Here is a 13,990-nt window from a genome sequence, read left to right as displayed (position 1 = left end):
GGGGTGCCGTTCACGTACGTGTGCAGGACCGACAGGGCGGGGGTGGTGACGATCAGGTCGGCGGGGGCGCCGGGCGCGAGACGGCCGCGATCGATCCCGAGCAGCCGCGCCGGGTTCGCGGTGGCGAGAACGACCGCCGTGCCGAGCCCGACCTCGGTACGGGCGACCGCCCAGGCCAGGCACTCGATCAGCGAGCTGCCCGACCCGGCGAGCAGCTCACCGCCGGGCAGTGTCACCCGGCCGTCCTCGCGCACCGTGATCCGCCCGCCGACGGGCGTCGTGTAGTCGCCCGGCGCGCACCCGGCCAGCGCCACGGAGTCGCTGACCAGGAGCGCCCGGCCGGCTCCCTTGGCGCGCAGCATCACGGTGAACGTGTCGGCGGGCAGGTGGTGCCCGTCCGCGATGAACGTCGCGGCGAGCCGGTCCTCGGCGAGCTGCGTCCAGATGTAGTTGGGATGCCGGCGGATCACCGCGTGCGCGCCGTTGCCCAGGTGGGTGGAGAGCCGCGCCCCGGCCCGTACGGCGGCCTCGATGTCGGCGGGCGAGGCGGCGGTGTGCCCGATGGCCGCGACGACGCCGCGCCGGGAGAGCTCGGCGATGTAGCCGGCGGCGCCGGCCCGTTCGGGCGCCAGGGTGACGATCTTCACCAGGCCGCCGCTCGCCTCCTGCCACCGCCCGAACTCGGCGATGTCGGGATCGCGGAGGTGGCCGGCGTCGTGCGCGCCTCTCGGCCCGTCGTCGGCCGCCAGGTAGGGCCCCTCCACGTGCACGCCGGGGACGGCGTGCCGGACCAGCGGGTCGGCCTCCCGCGCCGCCGCGATCACGCGCAGGTTCCGCAGGATCTTGTCCTCGGGCGCCGTGATGATCGTGGGGCACACCGTCGTGGTGCCGCGCCGCCACAGCTCCCGTACGAGCTCCGCCACGTCGCCGGTCGACAGGTCGTCGGCGTTGAAGTCGTGCCCGCCGTACCCGTTGACCTGGATGTCCACCAGCCCCGGGAGGACGAGCACGTCGGGCGCGTCACGGACCTCGGTGACCGCGGCGATCCGCGGGCCGTCCAGCTCGACGCGCACGGGACGCCCGTCGGCGAGCCTGCCCTCGATCGTCATCCGGCCTCCCCGGCGAGCGTCAGGGCGGCGGCCATGACCCGCCGGCCGGCGTCGGGGGTGAACGCGGCCCGCAGCCCGTAGGCGCGATGGGCCTCACGGATCTCGTAGCCGCCCTCGGCGTAGTGGGTCTCGGGGTAGGGCAGGTAGCCGGGCACCCCGCCGGTGTATCCGGCGACGAGCAGCCCGGGATCGCCGAGCGCCTCCCGCAGCTCCACGGCGAACTCGACGAACGGCTCGCAGGGCAGGAAGACCAGCGGCACGCCGCCCCACCGGTGCACGGCGACCCGAACCTCGACGGCCGCCGGGCCGGGGTCGGCGAGCTGGGCGAGCGCCCACCGCGTCCACAACCCGTCGGGCTCGTCGGCGAGCGCGCGCAGCTCGGCGGGCGTGAGCGGGTCGCCCAGCGGCAGCTCGACGCGGGTGGCGGCGACCGACACCGGGCCCTCGGCCGGTTCGGTGGCGGTGGCGAGCGCGGCCTCGCCCACCAGGGTGCCGAAGCGTTCCGCGGCCTCGAACGTCCGGCCCGGCCGCGGCTCGGCGCCGCGCAGGCTGTCGACCGCGGTGTGCCCGGTGTTGAGCTGGCCGCAGCAGCCCTGCAGGAACAGGGCCACGCCGCCGATCCTCGACTCCAGGTGCCGCCGCGCGTAGCCGGGCCAGTCCGCGGTGATCCGCAGGTTGTCGGGGCCGAGGGTCACCGGGTGGCAGGCGTGCGAGAACACGGTGGCGATCGGCTCGCCGTCCAGGCGTTCCAGCCGGACGACGGGGACCGCGGGGTCGGTGAGGGTCCCGCCGCGCCGGTTGTGGGCGACGCCGTGGAGCGTGCCGTGGCCGCGGCGGAGCACGGCGGGCGTCAGCGCGGCGATCGCCGCCTCGCCGGCGCCGGCGATCCGGGAGCAGGCGTCCTCGACGTAAGAGGGGTCGGCGACGCCGCCGATGCCGCCGCTCGTCACCGCGGGCCCGGCGTGCGTGTGGGTGACCGCCACCGCCACGGCCTCCTCGGGGACGCCGGTGCGCTCGTGCAGGTCTCGGGCGATCCGCCGGGTGGTGTCCGGGTCGAGCGCGATGAGGTCGGCGCAGATCACGACGGACGTGGCCGCGCCGTCGGAGACCGCCACGGCGGTGGCCAGCAGCGGGTCGTGCACCGCGGTGGAGGCGGAGGCGCGGGCGGCGTAGCCGGCGAGGGAGCCGCCGACCGGCGGCGTGATGTCGGCGACCGCGGCTCCGGCGAGCAACCGGTTCACAACCATCGGACCCGCCCACGGAAACGGTCGAGGAACAGCCCGTTGCGCTCGTCGCCGCCCGGCGCGTTCCCGCTGCGCCAGATCTCGGGGACCGTGCCGCGCGCGGCCAGCTCGTCGATCGCCGCGGCCATGACGCAGTTGAGCGTGTACGCGTTGGCGAAGGTCGAGATCGCGCCGACCCGCTCGGGAACCCCCTCGATGTCGAGTACGGCGTCTCCGATCGGCACCTTGGTGTCGATGTGGAGGTCGACGAGGTCGTGCAGGTTCTGCTTGGTGGGGTGCCGGGCCGGGTGGCCGGGCGCGGTGCGGTCGGCGTGTTCTCTGGAGGAGACGCCGATCACGGTGACGCCGCGCTCGCGGGCGGTCAGCGCGGCGTCGATGAGCGCCGCGTTGATGCCGTAGGCGTTGACCAGGATGAGCAGGTCGCCGTCGCCGAGCCGGTTGTCCTCGATGACGATCCGGCCGTAGCCGGGGGTGCGTTCGATGGCCATCGAACGCAGCGCGCCGCCGGACAGCAGCGTGCCCTCGTCGAGGATCGCGCTGACGTTGACCAGGCCGCCGGCGCGGAAGAAGACCTCCTGCGCGGCGAGGTTCGAGTGGCCGCCGGGACCGTAGACGTAGATCAGCCGGTCGGTCCCGTGCCGGGTGATGTGGTCGGCGATGAGGGTGGCCGCCGCCCCGACGGCGTCGGCCTCCTCGGTTTCGATCCGGCCGATCAGGCCGACGACCTGCTCGGCGTACGTCCGCATGAGCGACGTGTGCCGTCCGTTTCGCACCTGCAGGCTCCTCGTGACCGATGAAAGCGATTGCAGGCATTTAAGACCATGGCCGTATCCCGGTCAAGAGCCGGATCGCGGCCCCGTGGAGTCGCGCGCGACGAAGACGCCGGGCAGCCTGACGTGCTCGGGGGCGCCGCCGGGCGCCTCGATCTGCCTGGTCAGGACCTGCACCGCGGTCTCGCCGAGGTCGTCCATCGGCGCGGTCACCGTGGTCAGGCTCGGCGTCACGGTCTTGGCGAGCAGCACGTCGTCGCAGCCGACGACGCTGCGCTCCCCCGGCACGGCGACGCCGCGACCGGCCAGCTCGGCGAGCACCCCGCACGCGGTGAGGTCGTCGAAGGCGAAGGCGGCGGTGGCGGCGGTCTCCAGCAGCGCGGCGCCGGCCTGCCTGCCGCCCTTGAACGTCGCCCGGAACGGCCCGAGCTCGGTGAGCTCGACCCCGCGCCCGCGCGCCCACCTGCGGATCGCCTGCGAGCGCCGGGCCGCGGCCCACGACGCGCTCGGGCCCGCGAGCAGCGCGAACGAGCGGTGGCCGTGCTTGTAGAGGTGGTCGCCCGCGTCGAACAGCGCGCTGGTGTTGTCGCAGATCACCGAGGACAGGTCGCGCAGCGGGCGGTTGAGCAGCACGCACGGCAGGCCCCTCGCGGCCTCGCGCAGCGCCGCCGACGACGAGCGCGGCGAGGCCACGATCACGCCGTCGACCCTGCTGCGCAGCCGGGCGACGTGGGCCACCTCGGCCGCCGCGCTCTCCTCGGCGTCGACCAGCATGAGCGCGCTGCCCATCCGCTCCGCCGTGCGCTGCACCGCGCGGACGAGCAGCGGGAAGAACGGGTTGGTGATGTCGGAGACGATCAGCCCGATCGTCTCGGCCCGGCCCGTGACGAGGCCGCGCGCGGCCGAGCTGGGCTGGTAGCCGAGCTCGCGGGCGGCGGCCATGATCTGCTCCCTGACCGGCTCGCTCACCAGCTCGGGGCGGTTGAAGGCGCGCGAGACGGTCGCCGCGGAGACGCCGCACCGCTGGGCGATGGAGTAGATCGTCGGCTTGCTCACACCGCGCTCCTCGGCTTTGTGCTCTCCCGGCTTGACCCCAGCACTCTAGCGAAGCCAGAATCCATGCAATCGCTTTCATTCCCCCGACGGAAGGACGGCATGGGTTCCGAGCAGCCCGAGCAGATCGCCCGCAGGCAACTGGAAGACGTCATCCTCCCCTTCTGGCTCGAGAACGGCATCGACACCGAGCAGGGCGGGTTCTTCACCTGCTTCGACAACCGCGGCCGGCGGCGGCTGTCGACGGACAAGTTCACCTGGTCGCAGGGCCGGTTCGTCTGGCTGCTCGCCCGCGCCGCCCGCCTCGCCGGGCGCGGCCTGCTCGCACTGGACCCGCACCCGCTCGTACGGCACGCCGAACGCGGCGCGTCCTTCCTGCTGGAGCACGCCGTCGGGCCCGACGGCCGGTGCGCGTACGTCCTGGACGAGAAGGGCGGGCCGCTGGCCGGGGAGCGCAGCGTCTTCGCCGACGCCTTCGTGGCCATGGGGCTGGCCGAGCTGACGGCGCACACCGGCGCGCCCGACCACCTGGCCACGATCGACCTGATCGTCCAGCGGATCGCGGACGACGTGGCGGCGGGCGATCCCCCGACCCCGCCGTACCCGCTGCCGCCCGGCTGCTCCGGGTTCGGCGCCCGCATGATCGTGCTCAACGCCCGGCTCGACCAGGTACGCGCGCACCTGGCGGCCTCCGGGCGGACGCCCCACCTGGAGGAGTTGCGCGCCGCGCGCGCGGCCATGCTCGCGCACCGGGAGGCGAGCGGCCTGTTCACCGAGACGTTCGTCGCCGATCCCGGCATGCGCGACACGATCCTGGCCCGCCACCGCACCCCCGGTCACGCGCTGGAGGGCACCTGGATGGCGCTGGAGGCGGGTGAGCTGCTGGGCGAGACCGGCGACGACGGCGACCTGGTCGCCGGGGTGTCCGCCCTGTGCGCGGCCGGGTGGGACGACGAGCACGGCGGGCTGTTCCGCTACGCCGGCGTCTCCGGCCGCCCGTACGGCGGACCGTACGAGGAGCTGGTCAGGCGGACCTGGTCGACCAAGCTGTGGTGGGTGCACACGGAGGCCGCCTACGCCACCCGGCTGGCCGCCGTGCGCTACGGCGACGCGGAGGCGGCCGGCTGGTTCGACCGGATCTGGGCGTACACGCTGCGCACGTTCCCCGGCGGGGCGGACGGCGAGGAGTGGGTCCAGATCAGGGACCGGACCGGCGCCCCGCTGGACGAGGTGGTCGCCCTGCCGGTGAAGGACCCGTACCACATCTCCAGGAACCTCATGCAGATCATCGAGCTCGGAGACCAGCGATGAACGTCGATCCCGTGATCACGCGGGTCGCCGGACGCCTCGACGTCCGGATATTTGCCGACAGGGCGGCGTCGGGCGCCGCCGCGGCGCGGGCCGCCGCCGCCGCGTTGCGCGCGGCGCTCGCCACGCGCGGCGAGGCCAGGGTGGTCTTCGCCGCCGCGCCCTCCCAGCGGGAGATGCTGGCCGGCCTGCGCGCCGCCGAGGGCGTCGACTGGTCGAGAGTGGTCGCCTTCCACATGGACGAGTACATCGGCCTGCCCGTGGACGCGCCCCAGCGGTTCGGCCGCTTCCTGCACGACGAGCTGTGGGACGCCGTACGGCCCGGCGCCGTCCACGTGATCGACCCCGGCGACGACCCGGAGGCGGAGAGCGCGCGTTACGCCGAGCTGCTCGGCCGCGGCCCGATCGACCTGGTCTGCCTGGGCATCGGCGACAACGGCCACCTGGCGTTCAACGATCCGCCGGTGGCCGACTTCGCCGACCCCCTCGCGGTCAAGGTCGTGGAGCTGGACGACGCCTGCCGGCGGCAGCAGGTCAGCGACGGGTGCTTCGCCGCGCTCGCCGACGTGCCCGAGCGGGCGATCACCCTGACCGTGCCCGCCCTGATGGCCGGGCGTACGCTTGTCGCCACCGTGCCCGGCCCGAACAAGAAGGCCGCGCTCGCCGCCGCGCTCGACGGGCCGATCGCGGAGAGCTGCCCCGCCTCGATCCTGCGCACCCACCCGGACTGCACGCTCTTCGCCGATCTGGAGGCCTACCAGTGAAGATCACCGACGCCAAGGTCATCGTCACCAGCCCGGGCAGGAACTTCGTCACCCTGAAGATCACCACCTCGGACGGCGTCACCGGCATCGGCGACGCCACGCTCAACGGCAGGGAGCTCGCGGTCGCGTCCTACCTGCGCGACCACGTCTGCCCGCTGCTCATCGGCCGCGACCCGGCGCGCATCGAGGACACCTGGCAGTACCTCTACCGCGGCGCGTACTGGCGGCGCGGACCCGTCACGATGACCGCGATCGCGGCCGTCGACACCGCGCTGTGGGACATCAAGGGCAAGGTCGCCGGCCTGCCGGTCTACCAGCTGCTCGGCGGGCGCTCCCGCGACGGCGTCACGGTGTACGGCCACGCCAACGGCGAGACGATCCCCGAGGTGCTCGACGAGGTCGCGCGCTACGTCGATCTCGGCTACCGCGCCGTCCGCGTGCAGTGCGGCGTGCCCGGTCTCGACGCGACCTACGGCGTCGGCAAGGACAAGATGTTCTACGAGCCCGCCGAGACGAACCGGCCGAGCGAGGCCACCTGGTCGACCGAGCGCTACCTGCGCGTCGTGCCCGAGCTGTTCGCCGCCGTACGCGACCGGTTCGGCTACGACCTGCACGTCCTGCACGACATCCACCACCGGCTCACCCCGATCGAGGCCGGGCGGCTGGGCTCGATGCTGGAGGAGTACGCGCCGTTCTGGCTGGAGGATCCGGTGCCGGCCGAGCTGCAGGAGGGGTTCCGGTTGATCAGGCAGCACACCAGGGCGCCGATCGCGGTCGGCGAGGTGTTCAACTCGATCTGGGACTGCGAGCAGCTGATCCGCGAGCAGCTCATCGACTACATCCGGGCCACGGTCGTGCACGCGGGCGGGATCACCCACCTGCGGCGGATCTTCGACCTGGCCGCGCTCCACCACGTGCGCACCGGCTCCCACGGCGCCACCGACCTGTCCCCCGTGTGCATGTCGGCCGCGCTCCACCTCGACATCGCCGTCCCGAACTTCGGCATCCAGGAGTACATGCGGCACACCGAGGCCACCGACGAGGTCTTCCCGCACGGCTACCACTACGCCGACGGCTACCTCCACCCGAGCGAGGAGCCCGGCCTCGGCGTCGACATCGACGAGAAGCTCGCCGCCCGTTACCCGTACGAGCCGGCGTACCTGCCGGTCAACCGCCTGATGGACGGGAGCATGCACCATTGGTGAGACTCAGCCGCGCGATCCTGGCCAGGGTCGCGCCCGAGGCGCGACCGCTCGCCGAGCCGCGCGTCACCGGCGTCGTGCACCTCGGCATCGGCGCCTTCCACCGCGCCCACCAGGCGGTCTACACCGAGCGCGCCATGGCCGCGACCGGTGACGACCGCTGGGGCATCTGCGGGGCCAGCCAGCGCAGCACCGACGTGGCCGACCGGCTGCGCCCCCAGGACTGCCTGTACGGCGTGCGGGCCGGGGACGAGGCCCGCGTCGTCGGGTCGGTGCGCGAGGTGCTCACCCCCGGCGACGACCTCGCCGTACGGCTGGCCGCGCCGGAGACGGCGGTCGTCACGCTGACCATCACGGAGCGGGCGTACCGCCGCGGCCCGGGGCCCGGCGCGATCGGGAGGCTCGTCACCGGGCTGCGCGCCCGCGCCGCCGCCGACGCGGGCCCGCTCACCGTCATCTCCTGCGACAACCTGCCCGGCAACGGCGCGACGCTCGCCGGGCTCGTGGCGGAGCTGTGCGAGCCGCCGCTGCTCGACTGGGTCGAACGGAACGTCACGTTCCCCGCGTCCATGGTGGACCGGATCGTGCCCGCGACCACGCAGGCCGACCTGGACGACATGGCCGCCCGGCTCGGCGTGACCGACCTCGGCGCGGTGGTCACCGAGCCGTTCACGCAGTGGGTGATCGAGGACTGCTTCGCCGGCGACCGGCCGGCCTGGGACCGGGCGGGCGCGCTCCTGGTGTCCGACGTCCGGCCGTACGAACGCATGAAGCTCCGCCTGCTCAACGGCAGCCATTCCGCCATCGCCTACCTGTCGGGCGCGACGTACGTGTCGGAGGCCGTCGGCGATCCGGCGTTCACCGGGTTCCTGCGCCGGCTGATGGACGAGGACCTCTCCCCCACCCTGGACGGCCTCGACGGGTTCGACCTCGCGGGATACAAGGAGTCGTTGCTGGCCAGGTTCGCCAACCCCGGCCTGCGGCACCGCGTCGCGCAGATCGCGGTGGACGGCTCGCAGAAACTGCCGCAACGCCTGCTCGACCCGGCCCGCGAACGGCTGGCCGCCGGGCACGAGCCCCGTTGGATCGCGCTGGCGGTGGCCGGCTGGATGCGCCACGTCACCACGGCCCCCGAGCTCGACGACCCCCTCGCCGACCGCCTGCGCGGCGACGGGCCGTCCTCGGCCGCGGCGACCGTGGACCGCCTGCTGGCCATCGAGGAGATCTTCACCCCCGACCTGCGCGAGAACGAGACGTTCCGCGCCCTCCTCACCGACTCCCTGCGACGCCTCACCACCCCGGGCGGCGACCTGTCATAGATCGCCGCACCACGCGGGCATGTCGTAGCAGACGTGGATGTGGCTGGTGACCGGGTCGATGACGCCGGGGAGGCCGATCACGCACACCTGCACCTGTGACAGGCCGACCTGTGCGGCCCGGGTGAGGTGTTCCACGATCGTGTGCACCGCTTCGGCGGGATCCGCCGCGACCTCGGTGGGACCGTCGTCTCCGCCAGCACCCGCCCGGTGATGTCGGCGAGAACGGCGGTCGTCGTGTCGAGGTGGACCTTCATCGCGATCACATGGCCGTACGACGGGTTGAGCCCTCGCTCACCTGCGCCCGGGTGAGGGTTCCCGACGAGGCCAGCAGTTCCAGCGCGGCTCGATCGTTCAGCTCACGTAACAGCCGGGGACGCCCGGGATTCGCGTTCATGTGATGAATCCTGACCCCTGGCGCCTCGCCCGTGAAGCCGGACGGCGGGGGCTCGCCGCCGGGCGGGGGCCACGGCGGCGAGCCTTTCCGCCGCTACTCGGCGGGCTCGGGCTGGGACACGGGCGGCGTGACGTTCTGGCGGGCGTCGCGCCTGGCCTTGAGCAGGCTGAGCACCGTCGTGACGGCCAGCACGGTGACGATGACGCCCAACGAGACCCAGTTGTTGATCTCGGGGACCCAGGTGACGTGCTCGCCGCCGTTGATGAACGGCAGCTCGTTCTCGTGCAGGGCGTGCAGCACGAGTTTCACGCCGATGAAGCCGAGGATGACCGCCAGGCCGTAGGACAGGTAGACGAGCTTCTCCACCAGTCCGCCGAGCAGGAAGTACAGCTGTCTCAGCCCCATCAGCGCGAACGCGTTGGCCGCGAAGACCAGGTACGCGTCCTGGGTGATGCCGAAGATGGCGGGGATCGAGTCGACCGCGAAGACCAGGTCCGCGCCGCCGATGGCGATCATGACGATGAACATGGGGGTGAGCCAGCGGCGGCCGTCCCGTTTGATGGTCAGCTTGGAGCCGTGGTACTCGTCGGTGACCGGGAACAGCTTGCGCACCAGCCGCACGACGCCGCCGTTGGGGTCGTACTCGTCGTCCTCCTTGTGGTTGAAGGCCAGCTTCCACGCGGTGTAGATGAGGATGCCGCCGAAGAGCCAGAACACCCAGCTGAAGCGCTGTACGGCCTGCGCGCCCACGCCGATGAAGATCCCGCGCATGACCAGCGCCATCAGGATGCCGATGAGCAGCACGCGGTGCTGGTGGATCACGGGCACGGCGAAGTTCGCCATGATCAGCATGAAGATGAAGAGGTTGTCGACGCTCAGCGAGTACTCGGTGATGTAACCGGTGATGTACGAGGCCGCCTGGTCGTCACCGCCGAAGACCCAGACGCCGGCGCCGAACGCGATGGCGCATCCGATGTAGAAGGCGATCCACCGCGCGGACTCGGCGATCGTGACCTTGTGGGGCTTCCTGTTGACGACGACGAGGTCGACGAGGATGAGCCCGAGCAGGGTGGCGATGGTGGCGACCCAGAGCCACCCGGGCACGGACATAGGTGGGGGCATGAACGCTCCTCCGACTAAGGCGTTGACACGTCTGTCGGAGGTCTTCTCCGCCCGCACTCTCACGGACCGACCGCGCCGGGCCCCGAGGCGGGTCCGTGATGACGACGCGGCCGCGAAGGAGTACTCCCCTCCACTTCGCTGCGATCGTACATACAGAATGCTGTATCCCAAAGCCCTAATTCCCGTGGCTTGGCTCCGGGGAGGCGACGGACATCGGCCGGCCGCCATCAGGCATGTCTGTGTGCGCCACCATTCTGCCCCGTCGGGGCGGCGGTCCGGGCGGCCGCCCGTGTGAGAACCGCCACTGGCCGGTTCAGGGCAGGACCGGGGCGATGCGGTTGTTGCGGAGGTGCTCGTAGACGATCGAGGTGCGGACGTCGGCGACCTCGGGCCGCTCGGTGAGCCTGTCGATGACGAACGCGTACAGGCTCGCGTTGTCGGGCACCGCGACGTGCACGATGAAGTCCTCGGTCCCGGTGGTCACGTAGACGCCGAGCGTGTCCGGCAGCGTGCTCACCCAGTTGCGGAAGCCCTCGATGTTGCGCCGGGACGGGGGGCGTACGCGGATGGCGATGAGGGCCTGGACCGGCCGGCCGATGGAGGGCAGGTCCACGTCGAGGATGGCCCCGCGGATGACGCCCCGACGGCGCAGGGCGCGGGTGCGGTCGAGTGCGGTGGTCGGGGAGACGCCGACCGCCTCGGCGACGTCACGGTTGGTCTTCCGTGCATCCGACTGCAGTTCTGCCAGGATCGCCGTATCAAGTTCGTCCATACTCGGTCATACCTCGCCCTGTCCGTATTAAATACGGATTGCTTGTTCATAGATTGAATGAACGCATAGTCTATCGAGATAGCTCCGTATGGACGAGTAGAGGAATCAAGAATGTCCGATCCGAACACCGCACCGGCAGCCGTCGGCTTCGCACCCGAGGAGATCGACCCCACCGCCTCGACCCGAGCGGCACGCCTCAAATGGGTCGTCGTGATCAACGACGAGCTGCCCGCGGGCCGCGCCGTCAACGCGGCCGTCTGCGTCGCGGCGGCGACCTCGGACGCGGTGACCGGCCTCCTCGGCGACGACGCGATCGACGCGGACGGCAACGCGCACCCGGGCCTGCCCTGGGCGGGCTGCTCCATCCTGAGCGCCGACGCCGCCACGTTGCGCACGATCCGCGCCAAGGCCGCCTCCGCCGGCACCTGCTTCGTGGCCGACATGCCGGCCGCCGCCCAGCACACCCGCGTCTACGCCGAATACCTCGACACGGTGAAGGAGACCGCCGCCGAGGACGTGGAGTACTACGCCGTCAGCATCGTCGGGCCCCGCAACCGCGTCGACAAGATCGTGGGCAAGCTGCCGCTGATGCGGTGAGAGCTCACCGGCCGGGAAGACGCTCGGTCACCTCCTGCAGGACGAAGCCGTTGCCGTCGGGGTCGCTGAACGAGGCGAAGGAGCCGTACGAGCGCCGCCCGGGGTAGAGGCCCGGCACCCGCTTCTCGGTCCCCGCGTGGTGGAAGACGCCGCCCTCGTCGTGGAAGATCTCGCTCACCTCGACACCGCGGCCCACCAGGTCGGCCCTGGCCTCCTCGATGTCGTCCACGATGAGGTGCAGGCGGAGCCCGGCTCGGCCGTGCTGATCCCGGCGCCGACGATGATCGAGCACTGGGAGCCCGGCGGGGTGAAGTGCACGACCCGGAAGCCGGTGCCGTCCGCGTAGTCGAGGTCCTCCCGGAAGCCGATCCTCGTGTAGAAGTCCTTGGCCCTGTCGACGTCCGCGACCGGCAGGACGATCACCTCAAGCTTGTCGTCCACCATGTCCGCTCCTCGGCGTTGTCGGATGCCGGGCGGCATCCGGCTTCCACGATCGCCGCCGAGGCGGCGGCTCGCCCCAGGGAGACACCCTGGGCCGAGCCCCGGGGGTCACTGGTCGCGCAGCGCCGCGGCGAGCTCGCGGCGTGATCCGATGCCCAGCTTGATGAAGACCTTGCGCAGATGCCATTCGACCGTTCGCGGGCTGAGGAACAGCACGGCGCCGATCTCGGGATTGGTCCGGCCCGCCATGGCCAGGCGGGCGATCTGCGCCTCCTGCGCGGTGAGCTCCTGGCGCGCGTCCGGAGTGCGTCTGCGGACGGTCTCGCCGGTGGCGGCCAGCTCCCGGCCCGCCCGTTCGGCGAAGCCCTCGGCGCCCATGGCGGTGAACGCGTCGTGGGCGGCGCGCAGCTCGGCGCGGGCGTCGGCACGGCGGTTCTCCCGGCGCAGCCACTCGCCGTAGAGCAGGCGGGCCCGGGCTAGTTGCACCCGCATCCGGGTGGCGGACAACCGTTCGACGGCCTCGCGGTAGCGCTCCTCGGCCTGTTCCGCCGGTCCTGCCAGCGCGTCGGCGACGGCCTGCGCGCCGAGGGCCCAGTCCGTGCCTGGCCAGCAGGAGCCCGGCCGTGGAGTCGCCGGCCGGGACGGCCCGGGCCGCCTCCGCCGCCCGCGGCAGGTCGTCTCCGCCGAGCCGGCCGCTGTGCACGGCCGCGCCGAGCGCCGACAGATACGTCACCCGCGCCGCGTCGGGGTCGAGTGTCTCGAGCCGGCGGGCGGCCGCGAGCAGCGGCGGGCCCGCCGTGCGTCCGGGGTTGAGCGCGAAGGCGACCTGGGCCCGCAGGCGCTCGACGTCGGCCCGCTGCAGCACGTCGAGCGGGCCCAGCTCGGCGGCGGCCAGGAGGTCGGGCACCAGGGCGGGGGCGCCGGCGGCGAACCGGGCGTGCGCGGCGGCCAGCGCCAGCGCCGCCCGTCGTCCCGGGTCCGCGGTCAGCTCGGTGGCGCGTTCGAGGAAGGCCGCCGCCGCTCGGCCGCCGCGCGCCAGCGCCCGATCGGCCGAGCGCTCGAGTTCGTTCGCGACGTCCTCGTCCGGTCCGACCGCGGCGTGCGCGCGGTGCCAGGCGCGACGGTCGGGGTCCTGGCGCGGGTCGGTCACCTCGGCGAGCGCGCGGTGCACCTCGCGCAGCTCGGGCCGCCTCGGCCGACCGCCACGCGGCCGAGCGCACCAGCGGATGCCGGAACCGCACGCGCGTGCCGATCTCGACGAGCCCGACGGCCTCCGCGGGCGCGACGGCGTCCGGCTCCACCCCCAGCCGCTCGATCGCAGCCGACATCGTGGCCGCCCTCTGGCCCGAGCGCTGCAAGGCCCTCGTCTCGGTGAGCGGCTATCTGATCACCGACCTGGAGGCCAGCAGGGAGCCGCTGCCGCCGGCGGCCGAGCACGCCTGGTGGTACCAGTACTACTTCGCCACCGAAAGGGGCCGGCTCGGCCTCGAACGGCACCGCGACGCGTTCGTCCGGCTCCTGTGGAAGAACGTCTCGCCGACGTGGGACTTCGACGACGCGACGTTCGAGCGCACCGCGGCGGCGTTCACCAACCCCGACTGGGTGCCCATCGTCATCCACAACTACCGCTGGCGGCTGAGTCTGGCGAAGGGCGAGCCCCGCTACGACGCCGTCGAGCGGCGGCTGGCCGCGGCGCCGCGGATCGCCGTTCCCACGATCACCCTCGACGCCGAGCTCGATCCGTTCACCCCCGCCGGCGGCGGCGCCTCCTACCGCGACCGTTTCACGGGGGCGTACGAGCACAGGACGCTCCAGGGAGTCGGCCACAACGTCCCGCAGGAGGCTCCGGAGGCGTTCGCCAGGGCCGTCATCGACGCCGACCGCTTGTGACCGCG

General features: G+C 72.8%; 17 protein-coding genes. 6 read left to right on the top strand and 11 right to left on the bottom strand.

Annotation, left to right across the window (positions count from 1 at the left end; genetic code table 11):
• The 4 genes from C1J01_RS01680 to C1J01_RS01665 form a co-directional block, all read right to left on the bottom strand.
• Positions 1-1,109: N-acetylglucosamine-6-phosphate deacetylase (locus C1J01_RS01680; RefSeq protein WP_111175251.1), on the bottom strand; the 1,109-nt coding region annotated here is incomplete at its 3' end.
• A complete protein-coding gene (locus C1J01_RS01675; RefSeq protein ID WP_181448521.1) occupies positions 1,106-2,350 on the bottom strand; it encodes a neutral/alkaline non-lysosomal ceramidase N-terminal domain-containing protein in 1,245 nt (414 codons plus the stop codon). The genes C1J01_RS01675 and C1J01_RS01680, both read right to left, overlap by 4 nt.
• On the bottom strand, positions 2,347-3,126 hold the full coding sequence (locus tag C1J01_RS01670) for a sugar isomerase domain-containing protein (RefSeq protein ID WP_220039688.1): 780 nt from the start codon (positions 3,124-3,126) through the stop codon (positions 2,347-2,349). The genes C1J01_RS01675 and C1J01_RS01670 overlap by 4 nt, the downstream gene beginning before the upstream one ends.
• Positions 3,127-3,189: 63 nt before the next feature.
• A complete protein-coding gene (locus tag C1J01_RS01665; protein ID WP_111175248.1) occupies positions 3,190-4,179 on the bottom strand; it encodes a LacI family DNA-binding transcriptional regulator in 990 nt (329 codons plus the stop codon).
• 99 nt (positions 4,180-4,278) lie between these two features.
• On the opposite strand from C1J01_RS01665, the gene C1J01_RS01660 reads away from it, so the two are divergent.
• From C1J01_RS01660 to C1J01_RS01645, 4 genes are read left to right on the top strand one after another with little or no spacing between them, the layout of a single operon-like run.
• Positions 4,279-5,487, top strand: coding sequence for an AGE family epimerase/isomerase (locus C1J01_RS01660; protein WP_181448520.1), 1,209 nt, complete (start codon positions 4,279-4,281; stop codon positions 5,485-5,487).
• On the top strand, positions 5,484-6,248 hold the full coding sequence (locus C1J01_RS01655; protein WP_111175246.1) for a 6-phosphogluconolactonase: 765 nt from the start codon (positions 5,484-5,486) through the stop codon (positions 6,246-6,248). Before C1J01_RS01660 ends, C1J01_RS01655 begins: the two co-directional genes overlap by 4 nt.
• A complete protein-coding gene (gene manD / locus C1J01_RS01650) occupies positions 6,245-7,453 on the top strand; it encodes a D-mannonate dehydratase ManD (RefSeq protein ID WP_111175245.1) in 1,209 nt (402 codons plus the stop codon). The genes C1J01_RS01655 and manD overlap by 4 nt, the downstream gene beginning before the upstream one ends.
• Entirely contained in the window at positions 7,450-8,769 is a 1,320-nt protein-coding gene (locus C1J01_RS01645) for a mannitol dehydrogenase family protein (RefSeq protein WP_220039687.1), read from the top strand. The genes manD and C1J01_RS01645 overlap by 4 nt, the downstream gene beginning before the upstream one ends.
• Here the strand turns inward: C1J01_RS01645 and C1J01_RS49515 are convergent.
• The 4 genes from C1J01_RS49515 to C1J01_RS01635 all read right to left on the bottom strand — a co-directional run bounded on the left by C1J01_RS49515 (position 8,764) and on the right by C1J01_RS01635 (position 11,057).
• Positions 8,764-8,916 carry a hypothetical protein gene (locus C1J01_RS49515; RefSeq protein WP_181448519.1) on the bottom strand — a complete coding sequence of 51 codons (153 nt, stop codon included), beginning with the start codon at positions 8,914-8,916 and terminating at the stop codon, positions 8,764-8,766. The two genes, C1J01_RS01645 and C1J01_RS49515, sit on opposite strands and share 6 nt — an antisense overlap.
• Positions 8,917-9,028: 112 nt before the next feature.
• The gene (locus C1J01_RS52945) at positions 9,029-9,163 is read right to left on the bottom strand and encodes a hypothetical protein (protein ID WP_268958554.1); all 135 of its coding nucleotides are present in this window, start codon (positions 9,161-9,163) and stop codon (positions 9,029-9,031) included.
• Between the two features lie 93 nt (positions 9,164-9,256).
• Positions 9,257-10,285, bottom strand: coding sequence for a TerC family protein (locus C1J01_RS01640; protein WP_235854175.1), 1,029 nt, complete (start codon positions 10,283-10,285; stop codon positions 9,257-9,259).
• A 313-nt stretch (positions 10,286-10,598) separates the two neighbouring features.
• Positions 10,599-11,057, bottom strand: coding sequence for an Lrp/AsnC family transcriptional regulator (locus C1J01_RS01635; RefSeq protein ID WP_111175242.1), 459 nt, complete (start codon positions 11,055-11,057; stop codon positions 10,599-10,601).
• Between the two features lie 111 nt (positions 11,058-11,168).
• Here C1J01_RS01635 and C1J01_RS01630 point away from each other — a divergent pair, with 111 nt between their 5' ends.
• Positions 11,169-11,654 carry a DUF2000 domain-containing protein gene (locus tag C1J01_RS01630; RefSeq protein ID WP_111175241.1) on the top strand — a complete coding sequence of 162 codons (486 nt, stop codon included), beginning with the start codon at positions 11,169-11,171 and terminating at the stop codon, positions 11,652-11,654.
• Between the two features lie 4 nt (positions 11,655-11,658).
• On the opposite strand, the gene C1J01_RS51830 is transcribed toward C1J01_RS01630, so the two are convergent.
• From C1J01_RS51830 to C1J01_RS51060, 3 genes are all read right to left on the bottom strand, one after another.
• On the bottom strand, positions 11,659-11,832 hold the full coding sequence (locus C1J01_RS51830) for a hypothetical protein (RefSeq protein ID WP_235854174.1): 174 nt from the start codon (positions 11,830-11,832) through the stop codon (positions 11,659-11,661).
• A complete protein-coding gene (locus C1J01_RS51825; protein WP_235854173.1) occupies positions 11,829-12,098 on the bottom strand; it encodes a VOC family protein in 270 nt (89 codons plus the stop codon). Before C1J01_RS51825 ends, C1J01_RS51830 begins: the two co-directional genes overlap by 4 nt.
• 105 nt (positions 12,099-12,203) lie before the next feature.
• Positions 12,204-12,587: a helix-turn-helix domain-containing protein gene (locus C1J01_RS51060; RefSeq protein WP_220039686.1), complete on the bottom strand. Its 384-nt coding sequence runs from the start codon at positions 12,585-12,587 to the stop codon at positions 12,204-12,206.
• A 753-nt stretch (positions 12,588-13,340) separates the two neighbouring features.
• On the opposite strand from C1J01_RS51060, the gene C1J01_RS01615 reads away from it, so the two are divergent.
• The gene (locus C1J01_RS01615; protein ID WP_220039685.1) at positions 13,341-13,985 is read left to right on the top strand and encodes an alpha/beta hydrolase; all 645 of its coding nucleotides are present in this window, start codon (positions 13,341-13,343) and stop codon (positions 13,983-13,985) included.
• The last annotated feature ends 5 nt before the right edge of the window (positions 13,986-13,990 follow it).

Origin of the sequence: Nonomuraea aridisoli, from assembly GCF_003236395.1 — a bacterium.
Lineage (GTDB): Bacteria > Actinomycetota > Actinomycetes > Streptosporangiales > Streptosporangiaceae > Nonomuraea > Nonomuraea aridisoli.
This window is presented reverse-complemented; position numbering and strand designations above follow the sequence as displayed.

What these genes read in the sequence shown, in the direction of transcription:
- C1J01_RS01655 (WP_111175246.1), top strand. Translation starts at nt 5,484, where the DNA reads ATGAACGTCGATCCCGTGATCACGCGGGTCGCCGGACGCCTCGACGTC.
- C1J01_RS01660 (WP_181448520.1), top strand. Translation starts at nt 4,279, where the DNA reads ATGGGTTCCGAGCAGCCCGAGCAGATCGCCCGCAGGCAACTGGAAGAC.
- C1J01_RS01630 (WP_111175241.1), top strand. Translation starts at nt 11,169, where the DNA reads ATGTCCGATCCGAACACCGCACCGGCAGCCGTCGGCTTCGCACCCGAG.
- C1J01_RS01640 (WP_235854175.1), bottom strand. Translation starts at nt 10,285, where the DNA reads ATGCCCCCACCTATGTCCGTGCCCGGGTGGCTCTGGGTCGCCACCATC.
- C1J01_RS51060 (WP_220039686.1), bottom strand. Translation starts at nt 12,587, where the DNA reads ATGCGGGTGCAACTAGCCCGGGCCCGCCTGCTCTACGGCGAGTGGCTG.
- C1J01_RS52945 (WP_268958554.1), bottom strand. Translation starts at nt 9,163, where the DNA reads ATGAACGCGAATCCCGGGCGTCCCCGGCTGTTACGTGAGCTGAACGAT.
- C1J01_RS51825 (WP_235854173.1), bottom strand. Translation starts at nt 12,098, where the DNA reads ATGGTGGACGACAAGCTTGAGGTGATCGTCCTGCCGGTCGCGGACGTC.
- C1J01_RS01635 (WP_111175242.1), bottom strand. Translation starts at nt 11,057, where the DNA reads ATGGACGAACTTGATACGGCGATCCTGGCAGAACTGCAGTCGGATGCA.